This is a genomic window from Priestia megaterium, from assembly GCF_023824195.1.
Classification (GTDB): domain Bacteria; phylum Bacillota; class Bacilli; order Bacillales; family Bacillaceae_H; genus Priestia; species Priestia megaterium_D.
The window spans coordinates 984,334-1,003,810 of the sequence record NZ_CP085442.1 but is presented as its reverse complement, the minus strand read 5'-3'; the positions used below and the strand labels follow the sequence as shown (position 1 = coordinate 1,003,810).

Sequence of the window (19,477 nt, the reverse complement as noted above, 5' to 3'; positions counted from 1 at the left end):
CGTTCACTTCCTTAAAAAAGCGGGTAAATACTTGCGATGAGCTTGAAGCAGTTCATCTAAGACCGACTTAGCCAGCTCGTCACTTGGAACAAGCGGATTAATGCTCAGCGCAACTAGTGCTTTTTCATAAGATCCTGTAACCGCAGCTTCTGCCCCTACTCGTTCAAACGATTTAATTTGCTGCACAAGTCCATTCACTTCTACCGGAAGTTCACCGACAGCGAGTGGTACTGGCCCTTGCTTTGTTACTACACAGTTTACTTCAACCGCAGATTCGTTTGGGAGTGAGGAAATAGCGCCATTGTTTTTTACATTTAATGTTTGAATATCGCCTTTATCGTTATGAATGGATGAAATTAAATTGCATGCGGCATCGCTGTAATAAGCGCCTCCTCGTTTTTCCAGCTGCGGAGGCCTCATTTCTAGATTTGGATTTTTATAGAGTTCAAAAAGCTCGGCTTCTAATGCTTTGACCGCTTCAGCGCGCGTGGTACCTGACTGAAAGGCCAGAAGCTCTTCTGCTAATATTTCTTTTGTTTTGTAGTAGTAGCGGTGATAAGGACATAAAATCACGCCAAGAGCTTCCAAAAAATCCGGTTGCCACGGAATAGGAGCTATGTTTCTCATTGTTACTTGGGACTTTGGATCACTTAATCGCCGAATGACTTCTTGCGTTACTTCCTTTCCTTTTGCATACACATGCAGTCCATATACCAAGTGATTTAACCCTGCAAATTCAATGTGAACATCTTCTTTTTCTATTTGAAGCAAGCTGGCGATGGAGTTTGTCATATGTACAGGCAGGTTACAGACTCCTACTACTTTAGAATGCTTTCCGTAGCGAAGCAGCGCCTCCGTTACCATACCTGCAGGATTTGTAAAATTAATAAGCCAGGCGTTTGGACAAACTTCGTGTATTTCCTCGGCAATTTTCAACAAAACCGGTATCGTTCGTAAGCCCTTAAATAATCCTCCCGCCCCGTTTGTCTCTTGACCAATCATTCCGTACTTAAGAGGGATGCGTTCATCTTGAATACGCGCATCAAGCTGACCTACTCTAAGCTGTGTCGTTACAAAATCAGCATTTATCAACGCTTTTTGTCGATCAAGCGTTAAATGAATTTCCATATCAACACTTGCTTTTTTGACCATTCTTCTCGCAAGTGCCCCTACAATCTCAAGTTTCTCTTTTCCTTCTTCAACATCTACAAGCCATAGCTCTCGAATTGGAAGCTCATCATATCGTTTAATAAACCCTTCGACCAATTCCGGTGTGTAGCTTGATCCTCCCCCTATTGTCACTACTTTCATTTTTTGCCCCTCCTTGTTAAAAAACGGCTAAATATGTAACGGCTGTGCACCCTATTCCTAGCAAAACAAAGCGTATACAAACGGCGGTTTTAGATAAAGCTGCGGTTGAAAGCCGAATGGAAATAAATGTTGTAAGCAGCGCTGCTGATAGGCTTGTAATGGCAAATAAACTATGCTGCGCTGATAAACCTGCATACTGCAGCAGAGGTGTAAAAATAACGTTGCAAAGAACCATGGTTAACAGAAATAAAAACACAGTTTTATATCGAAACCGAACAAACATTGACCCTCACTCCTACTAAAGAGATAGAAGCCAAACAAGTTGGCTTCTCTTTCTTTACATTTGAACTGAACTATCGGATGGTGCAACCGTTGCTTCATCGCTTTTTTCCATTTCGACCATCTTTCGGTCGTACATTTTAAAGAACGGAAGATAAATGACAACAGAAATAGCAATATTAATAACGACTAGCACAACCGCCCGCCAGTCTCCTCCGGTTGATAGATAAGCTCCGATTGGCGCCGGGAGCGTCCAAGGAACCATTACATAGGTTGGAGTAATAAGATCTGTCGCCGTTGCTGCGTATGAAATGATCGTTGTAATAATCGGGATAATGATAAATGGAATAATTAAAATAGGATTTAAGACAATTGGCAGACCGAAAATAATTGGTTCGTTAATATTAAAAACCGCTGGAATAAAAGATGTCCTAGAAAGCGCTTTCGAATATTTAGATTTTGAGAAAAACAGCATCGCTAAAGCAAGGCCTAGCGTCGCTCCAGATCCTCCGATCCAAACAAACCACTGAAAGAACGTTTCAGGTGCAATATACGGAAGCGTGGAAGCTCCGTCTGCTACCGCTTCAGCATTTTTTGCTAAATACACTTCCCATACAGGCCGTGCCACTGTCCCAACAACAGAGACGCCGTGGATTCCAAATGACCAGAAAAACGTAATTAAGAAGACCGGTATTAACACTCCTGCTAAACTATCTCCTGCTTCCACAAGCGGAGCAACTAGTTTATCAACTAAATGGTGAAGATCGATACCTAAAACAATGGTAATAATCGTCATAAGTACCACAACAATCGCAACCGGAATTAGTGCTTCAAAAGACCTCGATACCGAAGGCGGCACTTGTTCCGGCATTTTTATGGTGACATTTTTTGCTTTACAAAACCTGAGAATTTCGACCGATAAAATCGATACAATCATCGTTACAAATAAACCGTGACCTCCAAGGTTTGTCATTGGAAGCATAAACCCTTCTTCTTCAATCAGCTTTGGAGTCAGCGTAAGAAGTAGTGCAGCTACTGCAATTTGCGCTCCTGACAGCGGATCGAGATTATAGCTTTTAGACAAGTTGTATCCTATCCCAAAGGCTATATATAAAGACATAATAAACATCGTTACTCGATATGGTATTAAAATGTTGGCGCTGTTATCAGCGGCCCATTTCGCAATTGTGCTATCTTGAGGCACAGGCGGAAACGCTAGAATCAAGAAAAAACTTCCGATAATGATAAACGGCAAAGCGGAAATAACACCATCGCGAATGGCTTGAAGATGCCGCTGTTCTGATAACCTGGCCATGGGTCCCGATAAATTGTTCTCTAAAAACGACACAAATTTGCTCATATACCCTTTCCCCCTCTATATTCTCCCCTTGTGTAAGCTAAACCCCTTATCTATTTAAAAAGCAGGAATACACCTGCTTTTCTTAGCTAACGAGCTGTTGAACCGTTTTAAAAAGCGTCGGACCTCCAAGCGGCGTATAAGCCTGCGGCGGAATGGGCCCGCATGGAACAGAAGCTTTATCCGCTTCCGCTTTCACTGCGTTAAACCGGTGACGAATCTGCGGTGCAACCATTACAACGTCCCAGCCCTTTTGAATTTCCTCTGCCACTTCATTTGTTCCAATTGCCAGCACTTCCATATCCGTTCCGTGCTTTTGGGCTTCCGTTTTTAATGCTTTTACCACAATCGCACTTGACATTCCTCCAGAACATACAAACAATACCTTCATTTTCTCGTTTCCCCCTACCTCTTTATTTTTTGAATTACATTATGTGTATCGATTATGCGTTCAAACACTTGATTGCCTTTTTGAATACATAACCGTATAAACATCGCATCTACAATGGCTAACTGAGCAATACGAGCGCTCATCGTTCCAATTCGAATATGCTGTTCTTCTACCGAAATAGTCAGCAGAATATCAGCTAATCTAGAAGCTGGCGATGATCCGTGCTGCGTTAGCAAAATGACCGCTGCTCCTTTGTCTTTGGCTATTTGCATCAGCTCTATCACTTCTTTTGTTTGACCGGAAGTGGATACCACAAACAGCACATCATCTTTTGTCATATTCGTAGCCATCACCATTTGAACATGGCTATCTAATGAAAACAGAGCCGAAATATCAATTCGAAGCAGTTTATACTGAGCATCTAGTGCAACTACAGATGATCCTCCTGCTCCGTATAAAAACACTCGTTTCGCTCCATGAATAGCTTCCGCAGCTGCATCAATTGCAGAAGTGCTCACTAATCGACTTGTATTCATCAGTGCGCTCATACTTTTGCTTATGACTTTTTCAAGCACAGCATCGGTCTCGTCTTCAAAATTAACTGGAAGATTCGGCAGCTGTTCGGTATTCACCTTATGAGCATCTTTTGCTAATTCAATCTTTAATTCTTTAAAACTATTAATGCCTACACGCTGACAAAAGCGAATAATCGTAGCTTCGCTGCACTGACACTGCTTAGCTAGCTGTTTGGTCGTTAAGTTCAACGTGGTCGTGGGATTTTCTAGCACGTAATCAGCTACTCTTCCTTCAGCAGGACTGTAATGATTCATTTGTGCATCGATTAAAGTAAGTACGGAAAATTGGCGCATGAATTCCTCCATCGTTAAGCAACGTATTTCTAAAATATTCTTTAAATTACCATTATTATATTTTTTCTGAAGTTTAATTTCAATATTTTTCTGATATTTTTAAAACTTTATTTTATTTTTCAGAATATTTTATTAAAATCTATTGTGAATATAACGACCGCATGCTATATTATGAAAGAAATTTTATCTCAACCAAAAAAAAAGGAGGAACGAACATGCATATTAAAAAATGGGTTGGAGGCATCTTGTTTTTGCTGCTGTTTTGTTCGAGCACATTACCTGCTAAAGCAGACGTACCTACTACGTATCAAAAGCGGGAGCTTCGAGCCGCTTGGATTGCAAGCGTATACAACATTGACTGGCCTTCTCAGCCTGGTCTTCCGGTTGAGCAGCAGAAAAAAGAGTTTACCTATTTGCTAGATGAAGTAAAAAAGATGGGGATGAATGCTGTAGTTGTTCAGATTAAACCCACTGCTGATTCCTTTTATCCGTCAAAATATGGCCCGTGGTCAGAATATTTAACCGGAACACAAGGAAAAGATCCCGGCTATGATCCTCTAGCCTTTATGGTAGACGAAGCACATAAGCGCAACTTAGAATTCCACGCATGGTTTAACCCTTACCGCATTACCATGAATCATACTGATTTAAACAAACTAGCCGATAATCATCCTGCCAAACAACATCCTGATTGGGTCGTCTCCTACGGAAAACAACTCTACTATAACCCAGGTATTCCAGAAGTAAAAAACTTTATTATTGAAGAAGTGCTCGAAGTCGTAAGAAACTATGATATTGATGCTGTTCATATGGACGACTATTTTTACCCTTACAAAATTGCAGGTCAAACGTTCCCAGATCAAAAAACATATGAAACCTATGGCGCTCAAACGTTTTCCAACATTGAAGACTGGCGACGTGACAATGTTAATCAGCTTGTTCGAGATTTAAACACGTCTATTAAAAAAACAAAATCATACGTAAAGTTTGGTATCAGTCCGTTCGGCGTATGGAGAAACATTGCTAATGATCCAACTGGCTCTAAGACGACTGCTGGACAAACAAACTACGATGATTTGTATGCCGATACGCGTACGTGGATTCAAAATGGATACATTGATTACATCACTCCGCAAATTTATTGGAATATCGGATTTGAACCCGCTGCTTACGATACGCTGCTCAACTGGTGGAGAGATGAAGTTCGCGGAAAGCCAGTCCACCTTTATATTGGACAAGCTGCTTACAAAATTAATAACAACGCGGTGGAAGCTTGGTCTGATCCCGATGAGTACCCAAGGCAAATTGCTCTGAATCACCAGTTTCCAGAAGTACAGGGGAGCATGCATTTTAGCCTGAAAGATTTGAACCGAAACCCGCTAGGAATAAAATACAAGCTGCAAAACGATATTTATAAACACCCTGCGCTTATTCCGTCAATGCCTTGGCTTGATAATACGGCCCCAAAAGCACCAAAATTAAAAAACGCGGGCCCTCATACAAAAGAAGCAGCGTTTGAAATTCGAGATCATCAGCAGAATGATTCCGCTTATTATGCCATTTATCGCTTTCAAGGCAATAAAAAAGGCGACATTAACAACGCAGAAAACTTGCTGACAACCGTTCGGAAAACAGGAGAAAAACAATTGTTTGTAGATCAAAATGCACTCAAAAATCAAACATACACATATGTTGTAACCTCTGTTGACCGTTTGCATAACGAAAGTGCTGTTTCCCGCACGCTTACTGTAAAAGCACCTCATTAAAAAAGGTTCTATAACAAAATGTATGGTAGGATAAAGAAATCCAGCTATGCTTTATCAAGCCATTCTGTTATAGAAAGTAGTGAAAAAAAGATGGAACCAAACTATGATCGCGCCTTTGGCGTATATGGAATTTGTATGCGAAATAACAAGCTGCTTGTTATTCGAAAAAATAGAGGTCCGTATATTCATCGTTTTGATTTGCCAGGCGGACAGCTAGAACACGGTGAAACTTTAACAAATGCGATGAAAAGAGAGTTTAGTGAAGAAACAGGCTTTGAGATTAACATTGTTTCTCAAGCGGGTACAACAGATTTTCAGTATCCCTGTAAGTGGAAAGAATTTACCCACGTGCATCACATTGCCGTTTTTTATTACGTAGACATTGCCGGCGGTGAGCTCCTTTCCCATCCCGTACAGTTTGAAGGACAGGATTCTTTGGAAGCATTGTGGATTGCACCGCAGGATCTCAACATCGATAATGCTTCGCCTCTTGTTCTAAAAGCAGTGGAATCTTTAAGCTTATTATCATGGCCTTATGAATCTCAGATTTATGATGATTGGGAGCTTAAAACCTCCGAACAATAATAATGATAGTGCCTACACATTACTCCTGAATATCGTATGCTTAGCTTCTGTTTAAGTTGAAATCAGAAAATATGTTTAATTTCTTTCTAATGGTGGAACAGACAAGTAACACTACTTAATTACTAATAGAAAGGAAGATTAAAATGAGTAAAGGTTTAGGAGATAAAATTAAAGGAAATGTATCCAAAGCTAAAGGTGAAGTAAAAGATCAAGTGGGAAATGCAACGAATAACCGCGACCTTCAGCGTGAAGGAAAAGCTGAGAAAACAAAAGGAAATGCTCAAAAAGCAGTAGGCGAAACAAAAGATACATTTAGCAATAAATAAAAAGGACGAGCTTAATGCTCGTTCTTTTTTTATTTAATAAGCTGATTTAAGCTTTTAATGATTACGTTTGGCTGCAATTCTTTATGTTCAGCTACATTTCCTTTTCGGTTGACCCAAGCCGTTGCGAACCCGTAGTTTTTAGCACCGGCAATATCCCATGTATTCGATGACAAAAATAATACTTCTTCTCTTTTGGCGTTCATTTTATTTTTTGCATAGTGATAGCTTGCCATCGTAGGCTTGTACTGTTTGATTTCGTCTACGGAAATAACGTCTTCAAATAAATGATTCATGTTGTGATAAGAAACAAGCGGATCAATCATGTGCTTAGGACCATTCGTAAAAATAGCCAGACGATATCCTTTTTCTTTTAAATAGGCGAGCACCTCTTTGACCTCATCGTAGACATTCAGCTTCATGTAAGCACTCATCAGCATTTTTTCTTCATGTTCCGTTAAATCAATATCATTTGCTTCTGCTGCATATTTCAGGGATTGATTTGTTAATGTATAAAAGTCAACGTATCGTCCCATCAGCTGATATTGCATTGCATATTCAATTTGCTTCAAACGCCATAAATGGCTAATACTTTCTCCTCGTTCCGGATACAGCTTATCACACGTTTCAATAACGGTATGTACATCAAACAGTGTTCCATATGCATCAAATAAAATCGTTTTAAATTTCATCTGTGTTCGCCTCCTTCTTTCATTTTACCCACTCGTAAAAAAACATAACGTTTTTTCTGTTAAAAAAGAGGCATATTAACAGCTGAGGTATGCTCATTTCTTATGAAGATAAAAAAACAGCAGGCTCTCCTACTGTTTATAATCCCACACGACTTTCCATTCTCCTTTTTCACGAACAGCATACACTTTCTGCACCAAATCAAAGTTTCCATATTTCCCTTTATACGTTTGGATAACGGTCATTTCGTAAACAACAGGAAACGCTTTACGATCATTTTCCATCTTCCAGCTCTTTCTTTTTTCAACATCTTCAATGGAATACGTAAAAGTGTCTACCCCAAAATGATTGAGAAATACGTGTGCTCGATCTTGTATGTATGCACCTTTTGTCCACTTCTTTTTCATGGATGAATGAAAAAGGTTCCATGATTCCGAAAAGTTCCCTTCCTGTTCTAGCGTATAAAATTCTTTTACGGCAGATTTGGCTTGATGACTCGGAGAAAAGAATGTAAATTGAAACATCCAAATTCCTAGCGCAATAACAGAAAGAAACACAGCTAATCCTAAACTTCGCTTCAAAAGCAGTGTTTTTTTTCGATACAAGTAAAAAGCCCCTTTATCAAAAATGCAGTATACAACAGCTTATTCTATATCCAAGCTTTTTAGTCTTGCCGGACTAAACTTATCCGGCATATCTTTAAAAAAGAGATTGAGACATAACGAAATCAATGGAATCTAAAGACGAATAAATGGGATAAATGAGTTAGTATGGATCGCTTGTTCCACCGCTGTTGATTTCCGTGCAGGACTCCACTTTCTGCGGGGTCTCACCTCTTCGGCTTTTCCCGCAGGAGTATTCGCCTTACCCTCCAAACAACAGCTAGAAGCAGCTGCATACATGAAATCTAGGTTCACTATACCGATAAAAAAATCCGAACGAAGTCGATTCTTAAGCAAGAATCTCAATTCATCATTCGGATCTTCCCTTCAACTAAACTACTTTTGTCTCAGCCTCTTTCTGCGCTATACAATGTGAAAAGCCATTTGCATGGCTGCTAAAAAGCCCACGAACACAAGGCCCGTCACGAGACCCTCTTTCCAATCCGGCCGGTCCCCTCGAACAAATTTAGCAATATCATACGATAGCATCGCTGCTAAAAAAATCGATAAGACAATATACAGCGGCTCCATCTTTTATCACCCACTATTTCTTTTCTTCAGTGTAACAACTTTTTCATAAGTATGCATGTAAGAAAAACAGCTTAAAATTCTTGACGAATGTGTGAAATTTCTCTTTTTTATGCATAAACTACTTAAAAGCGTGAAAGGAAGATGCCGTTTGTCTGCTTTTAATCCTCAGCAATTTAGCGTCACATACCGGCAAGGAAGCACGCCCACCTTTCCTTTTATTGGGCGACGCTATACGCTCACACATTCTGAACAAACAGACGATTTATTTCTTTGGATCGACGAAAAGTTTGCTGTTGATCAATTAAATGAGCAGCGAAATGAGCTTTTTGCCGAATGGCTCCACAAAGACGGTGTTGATACGCTGTATGTATACGTATTTATTGGAAATGAACAAACGGAAAAATCCGTTCAAGCCATACGATATGCTATTTTCAAACAGGAAATGCCTTACTTGCTAAAAGCTTTGCGCTACGGTGATGCCACGTTTTTCAACGCTCACCCTGCTTTAGATCGTTCCCCCATTTACGTACATTTTCATTCCAGCGACAAAGATTTTCATTCCATTCGATATTTTCAAACGCCTTCTCACTATGCCTAAGCATATGAGAAGGGATCTTTCTTTTCATTAATCTCCTGTTTTCCAAACTCCATTCCTTCTAGGGTCTCCCGCTCCTTCCATTTGTTTATCTTGAAAATTAATGGTTAACGCTTGGATGCCTCCATAAAAGACGTCGCTTTCCTTTGTTTCTATTCGAAACGCAGAAGGAATATTTTTTGTATTTAAATCGGGCTCTACATAAATAGTCGAATCGTCAAAAATAAATCGCGGTTCATTTACAGCTTCTTGAAGCGGTTCATTTCCTTCAAGGTTTTTAGAAAGTACCTGAGTTAAAATTTGAGGAATCCGTGTTCCGCCCGGAGAACCTATTCCCATCGCCCACTCGCCTTTTTCTCTTATAATAGTTGGAGCTGTAAAAGTTCTTGCTCTTTTTCCTGGCTCGCGATTATTCGGTTCTTTGCTTCCAAAGGTATCAGCATTGTTATTAAGAAAAAAGCCGTCAACTTGTTCGCCTGTACCAAAGAAATTACTCAACGTATTGGTTGTAGATACGACGGTTCCTTCTGAATCAATAACCACAAAATGTGTTGTACTTTCGTGTTCTTCATCGCCTTCACCTGAAGAACGTGTCGGGTGATTGACCAAGTTTGTTATATAATCATCACTAACTAATTCACTTGAGTTTTGATTATGAAAGTCTGGATCTCCGATTTGTTTTAACCGGTCGGAGTAAGCTGCTTTTTTAATTCTGTTCATCGTTTCGTAATATTCTTTGTCAGGCATTGTTTCAAGATTTTCTTTCTCTGCCATTTTTAACATTTGAATCAGTGTAATTCCGGAAAAAGGCGGAGGCGCTGAAATCACTTCCGTTCCATTGTAAGCAGAAACGACAGGCTTGGTTTCTGTCACTTGATAGGAAGATAAGTCTTTTTTAGAAATAGGCGTTGCATCAGCAAGATCTTGTGCCACATCTCCTTTATAAAATGCAGATGCACCTTCTCGCTGAATCTTGATTAGCGTTTTAGCTAACACGGGCTGCGACAGCGTTTCTCCTTCTTCGATTGCTTCTCCCTTCGGATAAAAAGCGGATAGATCGTCTACATCCATCCTTCCTCTAGAGTAATACAATCGAGAAGATAAAAGAGAGTCTACTTCAAACCCTTTTTCAGCGTATTCAACAGCCGGCTGAATCAAATCACTCATTGATTTTGTACCATACTTCTGCTGAATATATTCCATACCAGCGACAAATCCCGGCACGCCGTTTTTACCGCTCATAGAAGTTGGAGCGGTTTCCCGGTAATCGATAAAGGTAGCAGGCTGATCTTTTTTGGCAATCAGCATACCTCCACCTCCGCCAATTCCAGATCCAAAAGGTTCGACTACGTTGAGGGCATACGAAATAGCAATGGCCGCATCTACTGCATTCCCGCCTTCTTTTAATACGTCCATCCCTACATTTGCTGCCAGAGAATTAGAGGAACTCACACCATAAGAATGATCATTATTTTTTCTAAGAAGCTTTTCAGGACTAAGGTCTGTACTCGATTGAGTCATAAAAAAAGCGGCTATAACGCAAATTAATAAAAAAAAAGCAATAATATTAAACAACAGTAATTTTTTATTCACATCTTACCCTCCATTTTTACTCATCTGTATATTTTGTGAAGCGCTTTCATTTTTATCCATACATTACATTGAACACAAAAAAGACATCGTCTAGGACGATGCCTTTTTGTTACTACATAAGATTTATTTTCCAGCAGCTGCCGCAGCATCATTTACTGCATCTGTAGCAGCTGATTTTGTTTGTTCAATCATTTTTACGTTATTTTCAATTTTTTGCTGTTCATCTGTTGAAAGAGTAGCCGGATGTTTTAAAGCTCCAAGTCCTGCTACTACTCCTGCTACAATAGCAATTGGTCCTACAATCCCTACGATTCGTTTTGCGATCATTTTCTATTCCTCCAATTAAGTTAGTCTGTACTTTTTTCCCATAAACCGTGGCGGCGCGGATCAGCGTCACCTTGAATCTTATTTTTCTTTAAGTCTTTCACAAGAGCTTGAACGCCTCCGTAAAACATCGCGTTATCATTGTTTTTTAAGTCGTAGCCGTACGTTTTTAAACCATCTTTAGTTGACTGTTTAAGCTTAGCTTCTGAATAAAACTTATGAGAATCAAAAATGACACGCTTGTTTTCTACTGCGTTTTTAATGGAATCTTTGTCTTCAAAATAATCCCCAATTACTTGCGTTAACACTTGAGGAATGCGATTTCCTCCCGGTGTGCCAATGGACATTACCCATTCATCACCTTCACGAATAATGGTAGGGGCTGTAAATGTTCTTGGACGCTTACCAGGTTGACGCTTATTAATTCCTTCACCAAACGTATTGAGCGTATTATTTAAAAAGAATCCATCTACATATTCACCGCTGCCGAAGAAATTACTCAGCGTATTTGTTGTTGATACAACGGTTCCTTCACCGTCCATAACAACAAAATGAGTGGTACTTTCATGTTCTTCGACGTCGCTTACTTTGGTATGATCTGTTTCAGTATTATTTAATTTATTACGAAGTAAATGCACGTAATGATCGTCGATCCAATCATTTGGCGTTTCTTTTATAAAAGCCGGATCGGCAATTTTTTTCAAGCGGTCTTGATAAGCTACTTTTGAAATTTGACCAAGAAAATGATAATAAAGACTAGGATGCGATTCCTTCAGCTTCCAAATATCTTCTTGATCCGTCATTTTTAACATTTGAATAAGCGTAGCACCAGCAAAAGGCGGAGGTGCTGAAATAATTTGATGACCTTTATAATTCGTCGATAGAGGTTTGCGTTCAACAGGCGCATACTTCCGCAAGTCTTTGTGACTTACTTTTGTTTCTTCTGTAATATCGTCTGCAATTTTCCCTCTATAAAAAGCATTTGGCCCTTCTTCCTTAATCTTTTGCAGCGTGTTCGCTAATTCATGCTGTTTGACAATTTCACCTGTGTTAATGGCGTCCTCATCTGGATAAAAGCTAGGAATTTCATCTTCATTCACATTACCTTTGTATGAAACCAGCCTATCGTGCAAATCTTTGTCCACTTTGTACCCATTCTCGGCATAATTAATGGCCGGGTCGATTAGTTTGCTCATCGACATAGATCCGTAGTGGTGCTGAATATAATCCATACCAGCGACGAACCCTGGTACACCAATCTCATCTTCTTTATCATTCTTAGGTGCAATTTCTCGGTAGTCAATAAATGTTGGAGAGGCATCCGCTGGATCAATCAGCATTCCGCCGCCTCCCCCAAGTCCTGATCCGTACGGTTCCACAACACCAAGCGTGTAGGAAATGGCAATAGCCGCATCAACTGCTGTACCACCATGTTTAAGAATTTCCATACCTACTTTTGTGGCGCGAGGATCTGAAGTACTTACTGCATATTCTTGTTTTGGAAACATAAATTGATAAACACATACACCTACTATGAGTGAAAAGATGACAATGGAAACAATAATCGTATTACGTTTATTTATCATCTTTTACCTCCTCTGTGTATGACGGGCTATTAGTTAGCTTGCGCTTCGTTCTTTTTGCGCTCCTCTGCATGTTTTATAATGCGAGAATGATCTAAGTTTAATTCAAACTTGTTTCGTTCTTTTTCTAACAGTTCAGGGTTTGAAGAAAACTTGTTTAAATCGTTATAAATACGCTTCATGCGCCAAGGGTTATCTGTTGGAGTTGGTGTACCTGCTTTAATAACCATTGGAATAACATCAATTTTAGCTTGGCCCTGCTTGTTTAAATGATATTGAACCATCGCTGTATTCTTTGTACTTGACCACCCTTGGTCAAAAATAAAGTTTCCTAAGCTATAGAAAATAACCGAACCTTTATATACGTCGTATGACTGTAGAACGTGCGGATGGTGACCAATGATAATGTCCGCACCAGCGTCTACCATCGCTTTTGCTAGTCCTTCTTGACGAGGACTTGGCTGTGCATCGTATTCTTCACCCCAGTGGGCATTTACTACAACTAAATCAGCATTTGCTTTCGCTTGCTGAATCGTGCTGAAAATAAGATCCGGGTCTGCTTTTAAAATACCTGGGTTGTTTTTTCCAGCCGACATTCCGTCTGAATATACATCCGTAAAACCTACGGTTGCAATGCGGATACCGTCAGCATCTTTATACGAAATATGCTTTGCTTCTTCAGAGTTACGGCCAGCACCAACAAAATCTAATTTGTTTGCTTCAAAAGTAGAGATCGTATCTTCTAACCCTTTTGCACTGTAGTCCATTGAATGGTTGTTCGCTAAGTTTAATACGTCGAAACCTGCATTTTTAACAGTCGCTAGATCAGCAGGCTTACTATATAAATGAATACCTTTTTCCATTGCTTTATATGAATCTACGTCATTTGTTAAAATCGGCGTTTCGTAGTTCCCGCTTACGTAATCCGAATTTTTAAAGAACGGCTCCACGTTGCGGAATACAAAATCTTCTCCGTAGCGTTCAGTTACTTCTCTTACATGGCGACCCATCATAATGTCTCCGACCATAGTCATCGTTAAATCATTATTGGCCTCTGGATTAGCCGTCTCAGGGTTTTCAAGAGCATCCGAACGCTCCATCCATCCTGAAAGAGCTAAAATTACGATTAAAATTGGCGTTAAGATAAGAGCTTGCTTGCCCGTTGTAGGCTTTGTTTTCTTTATAAACATCAATACTTTTTCTTGAAAGTTTAATTTTTTCTCTTTCAACGCTTTCACCTTCCTTTACCAGCTGCGGTTTGTTTGTGTATTAAAATAAATAATAAACTTGCATAATTCCAAATGTTACACCACTTAATAAAACCGTTGTTCCAACTGTTAAAGGAAGACCTTGCTTTTGCATTGTATTTGCAATTAAGCCCGGTACAATGATACCAATTCCGCGTAATTCAAACACTTCAAACGGCAAGATCGGGAAGAAATAATCAAATGCAACTTTAATCACAATACCCGTAATTAACATCGCTGTAAATTTGCGACGTCCATATAAAATAACTACTTTTGAGATTCCGTACACGACGATAACATACGTTAAAATACTAATTAAGAAAATCATTAAAATGGTAATTGGCTGATCAAATACAAGAGCTAAATACCCCGGTACGATAAGACCGGCTGGCAATACGCCCGTTTTTTCTGTAAAAATTAAGCTTAGTGTAACCCCTAACACAAGGGCAATATATAAATCTGATCCGAACATGAAATGGCCTCCTAGATTAAACTGCTTTTCTCATCTTTTTCATTTCAATAATAGCTTCAACAAGCGGCTCGGCTGAACCGTGGATATTTCCGACACCGTATACGATACGATCTTTTAAATAAGGCTTCATGCGCTCTAAAATTTCTTCTGTAGAAGCGCCTTCCATATCCCAGAATTCTTTTGTTGGCAATTCGCCTCTTTGATATGCAGCAGCGATTGGTGAGGTCGTCTGACCAATTGCAATCATTACGTCCGCTTCAATGTATGGCATTACATCTTCAGCAAATTGCTCCGTGCGATCTACACGGTCCGGACGGCAGTTCATAATGACAATAGGAAGCTTTTCGCTATAGTTCATTGAATCTACACGTTCCCAAATACGAAGCGTAGAAGAAGCGTCGTTGGCAGCAAATCCATTTACTAAAAATGCTGGATTCTTTTCATCGCCAAACGTTGTAATTCTCATAGCTCCTGGGTCAGGCTGGGCATTTAACATCCCTCTCATCGCTGTTTCAGCATCGATACCAAGTGCTTCTGCTACTGCTAAACCGATGGAAGCATTATCAGGGAAAACCATATAATCAAATTCACGTAAATACGCTTCAGATACTTTATCGTTATCAGCTACAATAACCTTTGTGTTACGCTCTTCGGCTATTTTTTTATAGTATTCCAAATATGGACCTTCAATTGTGACAAGGTGACCATCATAAGGAATAGTAGCAGTAAACGCTTGAGCAACTTCATCTAGAGTTGGCCCCATTACATCCATGTGATCTTCTAGTACGTTTACAATAACGCCTACCTTGGCTTGAATCAGCTGATTTTGGAATGTGATTTGATAATCAGGCTGTACCGCCATACATTCACAAATAAGAGCTTCCGCGCCAATATCGGCAACTTCATTTACCACTCGTCGCTGTTCTCCAATGTTCGGACCTTCTTTACGACGAATAATTGGTTCTTCTTCACTTGTATGCCAGTAGATCATACGCGCTTGTGTTCCTGTCGTTTTCCCTACCGTTTTGTAACCTGCTTCTTTTACAATACCTGTAATCAATCGTGTAACGGTGGATTTTCCGCGAATACCATTAACATTCACTCGTACAGGAATTGAATGCAGCTTGCGTAAATGTCTGCGATACTCCCAAACGCCATACCCTACTAAAAATAGGCAGCATAGGATAATTAAGATCATGTTTCATTCTTCTCCTTCCAAACTTCTCCTGTTGGATACGTTATGAATGCTTTTGATTCATAATGATAGATATACGATTTCATAGTTTTACTCCCTTTATATATGTATGGGAGCTAATCAATTAACAGCGCTAGCATGCTGCTAAAACACCTGCTTTGAAAAATGGACTCGAGTACCAATTTCAACAGCTCTAAAACTATCATCTGCGCTCATTAGTGGTCAATAGCTCAAATGTTATATATTCTTACAATTCCGATTGTCTATTTACAGAATTAAAAACTCATCGTTTTATTTGAAATTTACAGAATAGGTCTAAAGTTTATTTACCTATAAAAATTCCATCGATACCTTTTTTTACCATAACAACAGGAATATTTTATACATCACTCTTACAATTAACACACGGAAATATTACGTAATTAAAAATTTCTTAACTTTAGAAAACGTTTTGTAATATAAAGATGGGATAAAAAATATTTTATCCCATTAATTCCTTTTTATGGATATACCAATTTAATTTGTCTAACAACCGTACTTGTAAGGATTATAGATAGATATAAAAGTAAAAAAAATACATTTTCTTATCATTTTCCGCTTACATTTAACTTACTTAGATAGAAAGGACATTAAATATTTTTTTCTAATTATATAAGTATTTAGACTCTATATGTGACTAGTTCTTTTGTTGTTGTTTTATAGATTTCCTTTATTTAATAATCAATTCAGTAAATCTAAATCTCTTGACTATGGCCTCTTTTCCTATTTTTATTTCAATATTTTCTGAATCTTTCTGCCGATAAAGGTAGCTTTCGTCCGATAAGATTGCCTAGAAAAATGCATGATTTCTCACTTTTTTGGCATATGATGTTATCATAAAAAGAAGAAGTATCATCAAAAGGAGGAAAACAATGGTTGATACAATCCTTTATTTTCTATTTTCTTTTTGCTATATCGTCCTGTTTTTCTTTAGCATATATGTAGTAAGAAAAAACACTTCGCCGTTTTACATGCTTTTTCTTCCTTTAGTAATAGCTGGACTAATTTACGATAATATAATGATTGGGATTGGTTCATTTATCGGTGAAGGCGATACTTTACGTTCACTCAGCATGCTTCGCTTTTGGTTTCACGCTTTATTTACCCCTACTCTGGTGCTCTTTGCGTATGGCGTAGCGAAATACTCGACGATTACATGGGCTAAAAAACCTGTTGCCGGCATTCTTTTTTTGCTAACTACGTTTGCCTTAATCGGCTATGAAATAATCGAGACGATTAGTCAGCGTACGGAAGTTATACGTGAATATGGCATTGTTCGCTATACATTAGTGGGATCATCCGGTCCCCCTCTTATGGTTCTCATTGTGGCGATTATTTTGCCTTTCGTTGGAATTTCCTTATTTCGCAAGACGCGCTGGAGCAGTATGATGATTGGAGTAGCCGTGATGCTTGTAGGAAGTGCCGTGCCAATTCCTATACCAAGCACAGCCGTAACAAATACGTTTGAGCTTATTTTTATCTTCTCTTTATTTTTAACTCAGCGTCATTTAGTAAAAATACATTAAAAAGAAGCGATTCCCTTGCTTCTTTTTTTTATATTTGATATCTTTTACCTAACGACCGTTAGTTAGATAGAGGAGGAGCTTTTCTTGAGTGAATTATCAACTGTAGAAAAAATTAGAGCTGCAGCGATGGAACTCTTTGGAGAAAAAGGCTATACAGAAACATCGCTTGCTGATATCTCATCAAAAGTAGGGATAAAAAAACCTTCCCTGTACGCTCATTTTAAGAATAAAGACGACTTATTTTTACTAACCGTGCATGATTTAATGAATTTATTTTTGACAAAGTTGTCTGTTATATACGAACAGCATAAAACGAAGTCTGCTAAAGAACAGCTTCACTGCTTTGTGGTAGATTTTTGCACGATGATTGAAAAAGATTCTTTTGGACAGATGTATCGCCGGCTTATTTTGTTTCCACCTGAACATTTGCAGTCGGAAGTAAAAGCTATTTTCTTAAGAAGCGAACGATTGTCTGATCAAATTCTGCATGCTATTTTTACACAGGGAATGGATGAAGGCGAAATAATTGAACGTCCCATTGATTTGTATATCAATAGCTTTTATTGTTTAACCGACGGACTGTTCATTCAGCGCTTTTATTACGAACCAGAGTATTATAACCAAAAAATCCACGATGCTTGGACGATATTTTGGGAAGGCATACGTGCTAAATAGGCCCTGTAAAAAGGGCTTATTATTATGCAAGGAGGAATTAAAATGGCTTGGATTTACCTTATTATCGCTGGTTTGCTCGAGATTGTATGGGCAATCGGCTTAAAATATTCACACGGATTTACTGAATTAACTCCAACAATCATTACGATCGTCACAATTGTCATCAGCTTTTATTTCTTTTCAAATGCCTTAAAAAAAATTGCTGTCGGAACAGCTTATGCAGTATTCACTGGTATAGGAGCTGCTGGCACAGCGATACTTGGAATGACCGTTTTAGACGAAGGAGCAAATATTGGAAAGGTTTTATTTTTAGGATTAATGATCTTTGGAATCGTTGGTTTAAAGTTAATTTCTACTGAAGAAACAGAAAGAGAGGAATCTTAACATGGCTTGGATTGCATTAATAGCTGCTGGTTTTTGCGAAGTGGGATTTGTGATTTTTTTAAAACTTTCAGATGGGTTTAAGCGGCTGTTTCCTTCGATTGGATTTATCCTTTTCGGTGCAGGAAGTTTTTATCTTCTCTCCTTAGCATTAAAGGAAATACCTATTGGAACAGCTTACGGCATATGGACGGGAGTAGGAGCTGCCGGAAGCGTACTTCTTGGCATGCTTTTCTTTCATGAAGCAAAAGATATGCGTCGAATTTTATTTATTTTTTGTATTGTAGCAGGTGTAATCGGTCTTAAAATCACTGGATAATGGTGTACTACTTCCTCTCTTTTCATGCTATACTAAACTTGTAAACACTTTCAAAAAATAGGAGACGATGACAATGAATCTTGGTTTTGGAGAAATTTCCTTAATTGTATTTGTCGCTCTATTGCTTTTTGGTCCAAAGAAACTGCCGGAATTAGGGAAAGCTGCCGGAAAAACGTTAAAAGAGTTTAAAAACGCTACAAAAGGAATTATGGAAGAAGACGAAAAAGAAAAAGCCCCTCCTAAATAAGAGGCTTATATCTCTTTTAAAAGCTGACTCAAACGTTTGAGTCAGCTTCTTTGTGGTGAGAATATACTGAAATTCTATTTCGACCCCTACGCTTTGCTTCATATAAAGCCTGATCTGCTTGATGGAGAATTGAAATTGGCTGTATGTTTTCAAATGGAACGACTGTCATTATTCCAACGCTGATTGTGACACACTTAAACACTTCAGAAGCTTGATGGATAATTCCACGCTGCTCCACTTGCTGTCTAATAGCTTCTGCCATTTTTATCGCTTCATATTGATTAGCTCGAGGAAGCAATATACCAAACTCTTCTCCTCCGTATCTTGCGACAAAAGCCGATTCGTCAAAGACAGCGATTTTGGCGATATTCGCTACTTCTTTTAAGCATTCGTCTCCTTGAATATGGCCATAGGTATCGTTATACGCTTTAAAATAATCAATATCAAATAAAAGAAAGCGGCTCTTTTTCTTTCCGTGCGTATTCCCACTCGATTTCCAGCTGTTTATCAAGTGATC

24 protein-coding genes are annotated in these 19,477 nt (G+C 38.9%); 9 read left to right on the top strand and 15 right to left on the bottom strand.

The window, feature by feature from the left end; all coding sequences use genetic code 11:
* Positions 1 to 3 precede the first annotated feature (3 nt).
* From LIS78_RS05180 to LIS78_RS05160, 5 genes are all read right to left on the bottom strand, one after another.
* Entirely contained in the window at positions 4 to 1,311 is a 1,308-nt protein-coding gene (locus tag LIS78_RS05180; protein WP_252284733.1) for a 6-phospho-beta-glucosidase, read from the bottom strand.
* 16 nt (positions 1,312 to 1,327) lie between these two features.
* On the bottom strand, positions 1,328 to 1,594 hold the full coding sequence (locus LIS78_RS05175) for a hypothetical protein (protein WP_053486903.1): 267 nt from the start codon (positions 1,592 to 1,594) through the stop codon (positions 1,328 to 1,330).
* A gap of 54 nt (positions 1,595 to 1,648) precedes the next feature.
* Positions 1,649 to 2,950 carry a PTS sugar transporter subunit IIC gene (locus LIS78_RS05170; protein ID WP_013055721.1) on the bottom strand — a complete coding sequence of 434 codons (1,302 nt, stop codon included), beginning with the start codon at positions 2,948 to 2,950 and terminating at the stop codon, positions 1,649 to 1,651.
* Between the two features lie 82 nt (positions 2,951 to 3,032).
* Positions 3,033 to 3,338 carry a PTS sugar transporter subunit IIB gene (locus LIS78_RS05165; protein WP_013055720.1) on the bottom strand — a complete coding sequence of 102 codons (306 nt, stop codon included), beginning with the start codon at positions 3,336 to 3,338 and terminating at the stop codon, positions 3,033 to 3,035.
* Between the two features lie 14 nt (positions 3,339 to 3,352).
* Entirely contained in the window at positions 3,353 to 4,207 is an 855-nt protein-coding gene (locus tag LIS78_RS05160; protein WP_013055719.1) for a MurR/RpiR family transcriptional regulator, read from the bottom strand.
* Positions 4,208 to 4,422: 215 nt separating this feature from the next.
* Between LIS78_RS05160 and LIS78_RS05155 the strand changes: the two genes are divergently transcribed.
* From LIS78_RS05155 to LIS78_RS05145, 3 genes are all read left to right on the top strand, one after another.
* Positions 4,423 to 5,973: a glycoside hydrolase family 10-like protein gene (locus tag LIS78_RS05155; protein WP_252284732.1), complete on the top strand. Its 1,551-nt coding sequence runs from the start codon at positions 4,423 to 4,425 to the stop codon at positions 5,971 to 5,973.
* 90 nt (positions 5,974 to 6,063) lie between these two features.
* Entirely contained in the window at positions 6,064 to 6,558 is a 495-nt protein-coding gene (locus LIS78_RS05150) for an NUDIX hydrolase (protein WP_053486900.1), read from the top strand.
* Positions 6,559 to 6,701: 143 nt separating this feature from the next.
* Positions 6,702 to 6,884, top strand: a complete 183-nt coding sequence (locus tag LIS78_RS05145) for a CsbD family protein (RefSeq protein ID WP_013055716.1) — start codon at positions 6,702 to 6,704, stop codon at positions 6,882 to 6,884.
* Between the two features lie 29 nt (positions 6,885 to 6,913).
* Here LIS78_RS05145 and LIS78_RS05140 read toward each other — a convergent pair whose 3' ends face one another.
* The 3 genes from LIS78_RS05140 to LIS78_RS05130 all read right to left on the bottom strand — a co-directional run bounded on the left by LIS78_RS05140 (position 6,914) and on the right by LIS78_RS05130 (position 8,764).
* Positions 6,914 to 7,573, bottom strand: a complete 660-nt coding sequence (locus tag LIS78_RS05140; RefSeq protein WP_013082018.1) for a haloacid dehalogenase type II — start codon at positions 7,571 to 7,573, stop codon at positions 6,914 to 6,916.
* Between the two features lie 129 nt (positions 7,574 to 7,702).
* Positions 7,703 to 8,176 carry a hypothetical protein gene (locus LIS78_RS05135; protein ID WP_252284731.1) on the bottom strand — a complete coding sequence of 158 codons (474 nt, stop codon included), beginning with the start codon at positions 8,174 to 8,176 and terminating at the stop codon, positions 7,703 to 7,705.
* A 420-nt stretch (positions 8,177 to 8,596) separates the two neighbouring features.
* Entirely contained in the window at positions 8,597 to 8,764 is a 168-nt protein-coding gene (locus tag LIS78_RS05130) for a hypothetical protein (RefSeq protein ID WP_013055713.1), read from the bottom strand.
* Positions 8,765 to 8,912: 148 nt separating this feature from the next.
* Here LIS78_RS05130 and LIS78_RS05125 point away from each other — a divergent pair, with 148 nt between their 5' ends.
* Entirely contained in the window at positions 8,913 to 9,362 is a 450-nt protein-coding gene (locus LIS78_RS05125) for a staygreen family protein (protein WP_028407691.1), read from the top strand.
* A gap of 27 nt (positions 9,363 to 9,389) precedes the next feature.
* Here the strand turns inward: LIS78_RS05125 and LIS78_RS05120 are convergent, their stop codons facing one another.
* The 6 genes from LIS78_RS05120 to pgsB form a co-directional block, all read right to left on the bottom strand.
* On the bottom strand, positions 9,390 to 10,952 hold the full coding sequence (locus LIS78_RS05120) for a gamma-glutamyltransferase family protein (RefSeq protein ID WP_252284730.1): 1,563 nt from the start codon (positions 10,950 to 10,952) through the stop codon (positions 9,390 to 9,392).
* Positions 10,953 to 11,075: 123 nt separating this feature from the next.
* Entirely contained in the window at positions 11,076 to 11,279 is a 204-nt protein-coding gene (locus LIS78_RS05115) for a CapE family protein (protein ID WP_013082014.1), read from the bottom strand.
* A gap of 20 nt (positions 11,280 to 11,299) precedes the next feature.
* Positions 11,300 to 12,862 carry a gamma-glutamyltransferase family protein gene (locus tag LIS78_RS05110; protein ID WP_252284729.1) on the bottom strand — a complete coding sequence of 521 codons (1,563 nt, stop codon included), beginning with the start codon at positions 12,860 to 12,862 and terminating at the stop codon, positions 11,300 to 11,302.
* 29 nt (positions 12,863 to 12,891) lie between these two features.
* Positions 12,892 to 14,088, bottom strand: coding sequence for a CapA family protein (locus LIS78_RS05105; protein WP_025749659.1), 1,197 nt, complete (start codon positions 14,086 to 14,088; stop codon positions 12,892 to 12,894).
* Between the two features lie 40 nt (positions 14,089 to 14,128).
* Positions 14,129 to 14,578 carry a poly-gamma-glutamate biosynthesis protein PgsC gene (pgsC, locus tag LIS78_RS05100; protein WP_013055707.1) on the bottom strand — a complete coding sequence of 150 codons (450 nt, stop codon included), beginning with the start codon at positions 14,576 to 14,578 and terminating at the stop codon, positions 14,129 to 14,131.
* A 16-nt stretch (positions 14,579 to 14,594) separates the two neighbouring features.
* On the bottom strand, positions 14,595 to 15,776 hold the full coding sequence (gene pgsB / locus LIS78_RS05095; RefSeq protein ID WP_195781007.1) for a poly-gamma-glutamate synthase PgsB: 1,182 nt from the start codon (positions 15,774 to 15,776) through the stop codon (positions 14,595 to 14,597).
* Positions 15,777 to 16,684: 908 nt separating this feature from the next.
* On the opposite strand from pgsB, the gene LIS78_RS05090 reads away from it, so the two are divergent.
* The 5 genes from LIS78_RS05090 (at position 16,685) to LIS78_RS05070 (ending at position 18,960) form a co-directional block, all read left to right on the top strand.
* The gene (locus LIS78_RS05090) at positions 16,685 to 17,338 is read left to right on the top strand and encodes a hypothetical protein (RefSeq protein ID WP_252284728.1); all 654 of its coding nucleotides are present in this window, start codon (positions 16,685 to 16,687) and stop codon (positions 17,336 to 17,338) included.
* 84 nt (positions 17,339 to 17,422) lie between these two features.
* Positions 17,423 to 18,013 carry a TetR/AcrR family transcriptional regulator gene (locus LIS78_RS05085; RefSeq protein WP_195781009.1) on the top strand — a complete coding sequence of 197 codons (591 nt, stop codon included), beginning with the start codon at positions 17,423 to 17,425 and terminating at the stop codon, positions 18,011 to 18,013.
* Between the two features lie 42 nt (positions 18,014 to 18,055).
* A complete protein-coding gene (gene sugE, locus LIS78_RS05080; RefSeq protein ID WP_195781010.1) occupies positions 18,056 to 18,397 on the top strand; it encodes a quaternary ammonium compound efflux SMR transporter SugE in 342 nt (113 codons plus the stop codon).
* A gap of 1 nt (position 18,398) precedes the next feature.
* The gene (locus LIS78_RS05075; RefSeq protein ID WP_047933611.1) at positions 18,399 to 18,713 is read left to right on the top strand and encodes a DMT family transporter; all 315 of its coding nucleotides are present in this window, start codon (positions 18,399 to 18,401) and stop codon (positions 18,711 to 18,713) included.
* A gap of 73 nt (positions 18,714 to 18,786) precedes the next feature.
* Positions 18,787 to 18,960 carry a twin-arginine translocase TatA/TatE family subunit gene (locus LIS78_RS05070; RefSeq protein ID WP_252284727.1) on the top strand — a complete coding sequence of 58 codons (174 nt, stop codon included), beginning with the start codon at positions 18,787 to 18,789 and terminating at the stop codon, positions 18,958 to 18,960.
* Between the two features lie 28 nt (positions 18,961 to 18,988).
* On the opposite strand, the gene LIS78_RS05065 is transcribed toward LIS78_RS05070, so the two are convergent.
* Positions 18,989 to 19,471: a diguanylate cyclase gene (locus LIS78_RS05065; protein ID WP_252284726.1), complete on the bottom strand. Its 483-nt coding sequence runs from the start codon at positions 19,469 to 19,471 to the stop codon at positions 18,989 to 18,991.
* Between the last annotated feature and the right edge of the window lie 6 nt (positions 19,472 to 19,477).

Coding starts and splice junctions, on each gene's coding strand:
- LIS78_RS05180 (WP_252284733.1), bottom strand. CDS start 1,311: ATGAAAGTAGTGACAATAGGGGGAGGATCAAGCTACACACCGGAATTG.
- LIS78_RS05175 (WP_053486903.1), bottom strand. CDS start 1,594: ATGTTTGTTCGGTTTCGATATAAAACTGTGTTTTTATTTCTGTTAACC.
- LIS78_RS05170 (WP_013055721.1), bottom strand. CDS start 2,950: ATGAGCAAATTTGTGTCGTTTTTAGAGAACAATTTATCGGGACCCATG.
- LIS78_RS05165 (WP_013055720.1), bottom strand. CDS start 3,338: ATGAAGGTATTGTTTGTATGTTCTGGAGGAATGTCAAGTGCGATTGTG.
- LIS78_RS05160 (WP_013055719.1), bottom strand. CDS start 4,207: ATGCGCCAATTTTCCGTACTTACTTTAATCGATGCACAAATGAATCAT.
- LIS78_RS05155 (WP_252284732.1), top strand. CDS start 4,423: ATGCATATTAAAAAATGGGTTGGAGGCATCTTGTTTTTGCTGCTGTTT.
- LIS78_RS05150 (WP_053486900.1), top strand. CDS start 6,064: ATGGAACCAAACTATGATCGCGCCTTTGGCGTATATGGAATTTGTATG.
- LIS78_RS05145 (WP_013055716.1), top strand. CDS start 6,702: ATGAGTAAAGGTTTAGGAGATAAAATTAAAGGAAATGTATCCAAAGCT.
- LIS78_RS05140 (WP_013082018.1), bottom strand. CDS start 7,573: ATGAAATTTAAAACGATTTTATTTGATGCATATGGAACACTGTTTGAT.
- LIS78_RS05130 (WP_013055713.1), bottom strand. CDS start 8,764: ATGGAGCCGCTGTATATTGTCTTATCGATTTTTTTAGCAGCGATGCTA.
- LIS78_RS05115 (WP_013082014.1), bottom strand. CDS start 11,279: ATGATCGCAAAACGAATCGTAGGGATTGTAGGACCAATTGCTATTGTA.
- LIS78_RS05110 (WP_252284729.1), bottom strand. CDS start 12,862: ATGATAAATAAACGTAATACGATTATTGTTTCCATTGTCATCTTTTCA.
- pgsC (WP_013055707.1), bottom strand. CDS start 14,578: ATGTTCGGATCAGATTTATATATTGCCCTTGTGTTAGGGGTTACACTA.
- pgsB (WP_195781007.1), bottom strand. CDS start 15,776: ATGATCTTAATTATCCTATGCTGCCTATTTTTAGTAGGGTATGGCGTT.
- LIS78_RS05090 (WP_252284728.1), top strand. CDS start 16,685: ATGGTTGATACAATCCTTTATTTTCTATTTTCTTTTTGCTATATCGTC.
- sugE (WP_195781010.1), top strand. CDS start 18,056: ATGGCTTGGATTTACCTTATTATCGCTGGTTTGCTCGAGATTGTATGG.
- LIS78_RS05075 (WP_047933611.1), top strand. CDS start 18,399: ATGGCTTGGATTGCATTAATAGCTGCTGGTTTTTGCGAAGTGGGATTT.
- LIS78_RS05070 (WP_252284727.1), top strand. CDS start 18,787: ATGAATCTTGGTTTTGGAGAAATTTCCTTAATTGTATTTGTCGCTCTA.